This is a genomic window from Cupriavidus sp. 05L310, assembly GCF_056398185.1.
Genome location: NZ_JBFTOX010000136.1, coordinates 1 through 2,686, shown reverse-complemented (window position 1 = coordinate 2,686; position 2,686 = coordinate 1). Strand labels below are relative to the sequence as shown.

The 2,686-nt window shown below is 52.3% G+C and carries 3 protein-coding genes and 1 pseudogene; all 4 read left to right on the top strand.

What is annotated here, in order from left to right; translation table 11 throughout:
- Positions 1-883: pseudogene (locus AC1DS6_RS42345) on the top strand (hemagglutinin repeat-containing protein); the annotation flags it as partial.
- Positions 884-949: 66 nt separating this feature from the next.
- Positions 950-1,267, top strand: a complete 318-nt coding sequence (locus tag AC1DS6_RS42340; RefSeq protein ID WP_477104766.1) for a hypothetical protein — start codon at positions 950-952, stop codon at positions 1,265-1,267.
- Positions 1,264-1,575 carry a hypothetical protein gene (locus tag AC1DS6_RS42335; RefSeq protein ID WP_441635213.1) on the top strand — a complete coding sequence of 104 codons (312 nt, stop codon included), beginning with the start codon at positions 1,264-1,266 and terminating at the stop codon, positions 1,573-1,575. The genes AC1DS6_RS42340 and AC1DS6_RS42335 overlap by 4 nt, the downstream gene beginning before the upstream one ends.
- A 581-nt stretch (positions 1,576-2,156) precedes the next feature.
- A partial coding sequence (locus AC1DS6_RS42330; protein WP_477104765.1) for a hemagglutinin repeat-containing protein occupies positions 2,157-2,686 on the top strand: 530 nt, incomplete at its 3' end.

The following is a 2,686-nucleotide window of genomic DNA, read 5'->3' as shown; positions in this document are numbered from 1 at the left end:
CGACGCGAAGCAATGGGAGGAAGGCGGCGACTACCGTGCGGCGCTGCACGCCGCAGGCGGCGCGCTTGTTGCGGGCCTGGGTGGCGACAACGCGGTGGCCGGCGCAGTCGGTGCGGGTGCGTCGTCGCTGGCTGCGCCCAAGCTTCAAGAGCTTGGCAATGCTGTGTCAGAGAGCACGGATACTGGCAATGCGGGGCTGAATGAAGCGCTCGGGAATGTGGCGGCGAACATTGCAGCGGGTGGCATTGGTGCCGTTGTGGGTGGTGGGTCGGGTGCGGCGGCGGCCGCGAATGTGGATCGGTTCAATCGGCAGTTGCATCCAGATGAGCAGAAGTGGATCAAAGACAATGCCAAGGCTTTCGCACAGCGGCTCAATGGCGGGCAAGCTCCGTCCGATGCTCAGGTTGCCGACGCCGAGGAGCGCCTTGCACAACAGAGCTTTCGTCAAGTGCAGAATGGCGTTGGCGGTGCATGGGATCAAGCGGCGAGTAGCTTTCTGAGTCAGGGTCACGGAATGACCCCATCGGATGGCACGAGTGGGCCGGGCTACATGTTCTTCGCAACAGACGCGCAAAAAGCCGATGCAGGCATTTACTCGAAATACCTGCCGCAAGATCGAATCAACAACTTCTATGCAGACAACGGCCTGACTCAGCCGACCGCAGGTCAAGTTGCGTCGGCAGTAGCTAGAGAACAGTCCCTCGACAATAAGATCGGCGCCGCCGTCATTGCAGCATCTGTTGGCGCACTCGCCGCAATTGGTACCCCGGCCGTAGCCGCAGGCAGCACCGCAACGCTTGTAGCGATTGGGGCGGTCGGCGGCGGGGGCTTTGATGCCGCAGGACAGTTCGCGCAGGACGGCAAAGTCAACCCGACTCAGTAGGCCTTTGCGTCGGCAACCGGTGCACTGACTGCGCCAATTGGTGCCGCAACTGGATTTACTGGCAATATGTTTCTCGGTGGCGCAACCAATATTTTGAATACAACCTTCAATAATACGTACTATGGAAAGAATGATAGCCCCCTACTGGCGGGTGCCGTAGGGTCGATCTTTGGAGGATTAGGCTGGCTCGCTGGAACCGCCACAACAACTATTTTTGGACAGAACGCACCCAAGCTAATTTACCCTGGTGGCTCGGTCAATCCAGCGGTTCCCGCTATTCTTCAGGGATTTCCCAATCCGCTACCTGGCTACGCTGGTGCGACAGCAGGTTCGACGATACAAGGAGGCGGATCCTTCGTGCCCGGCAAGGAAATGAAAAAATGAGCAGAAAGCTAGATGCATTATTGCGAGAGCGCACATGGCGCGGCGTTATCAGTAGAACTGTTTGCACAATTCTCCTTGTCGTACTTGTTGCATGGCTTCCGGAAATTGTAATCTGGGGAGAAGCAACTATATTTAAACGTCATATTATTATAGACCAAAATAAATATTCAATTTTTCGGATTACTTCCGGACTATTTGTAATAATCATCTTCACTCGAGAGGCGATTACCATCCGGTCTATATTAAAAAATAGAAACAATGAAAACGGGCCATCCTTACCAACACCAAGAAAAATGAATGGAAAATGAGAACACGACATTTCATCAAAATCTCAAGTGGATTACTTTCCCCTTGGCTAATGCAAATTCCACTTATAACGCTTTGGCTTCTTAAATTTAATGTTTCATCAAGATATTTTTTTGCGATGACCATATTTTGCTCGATATGGTCTATTGGAATATCGATATGGCATGCAATACTATTTCGAAAGCGCTCACAGTCAAATCGAATTCACCACGATAATTGGAGCCGAGGCCGGCGTATTAATCAACACTTATTTCATCAACCCCAGAATTAATATAGAAAAATCAAATATAGATTAAATTTAATGATCAGATTATTTTTGTTCTTTATTTTAGTAATATCGATTTCACTCATAGGCGTTGCATCAATCAAGATTTTCATTGTTCTCTTGACGCAATTTTGGTACGCCGCAGAATATCCATGGAGTATGGATGATCTCCGATTTATTATCACTCGAGGATTACTTATGAGCGCTATTTTCTGCACCCTCGGATTAATATGGCACATAAAAGGAAAAAGATAGCGCGACATAAAATAGGATCGACAGAAAAAACCATAATTGATCTTCGTAAATTCGCGAGTCGGCATGAGAAAGTCCATAGTTGGTGTCTCGTACGGCCTTGGCCAGGGCAATGCCGGCTTCGGCGTATCGGCCTCCGCTTCCAAAGCAAAGGGCAACTCGGACAGCCAGGGCATCTCGCAAGCCAACAGCCATGTGAATGGCCGCGAGTCGGTTACCTTCGTGTCGGGCAACGACACCAATGTCCTCGGCGGCACGATCGCTGGCGGCAAGGTGACCGGGAGTGCAGGCGGCAATCTCAATATCGCCAGCCGCCAGGACACCGAGGAGATGCGTGCCAGGCAGCAGAGCATGGGGGGTGGTATCAGCATCAGCCAGGCCGGCGCTACCGGCAGCCTCTCCGCGAGCCTGGGCAAGGCCAATGGCAGCTACGCCAACGTCAGCGATCAGTCCAGCATCCAGGCCGGCAAGGACGGTTTCGATATCACCGTCAAGGGCAATACCGACCTGCATGGCGCGGTGATCGCCAGCGAGGCAGGCAAGGACAAGAACAGCCTGACCACCGGCACGCTCACCTGGAGCGACATCGCCAACCA

Excerpts from the sequence above, each read along its gene's own strand:
- AC1DS6_RS42335 (WP_441635213.1), top strand. The coding sequence starts at position 1,264 with ATGAGCAGAAAGCTAGATGCATTATTGCGAGAGCGCACATGGCGCGGC.
- AC1DS6_RS42340 (WP_477104766.1), top strand. The coding sequence starts at position 950 with ATGTTTCTCGGTGGCGCAACCAATATTTTGAATACAACCTTCAATAAT.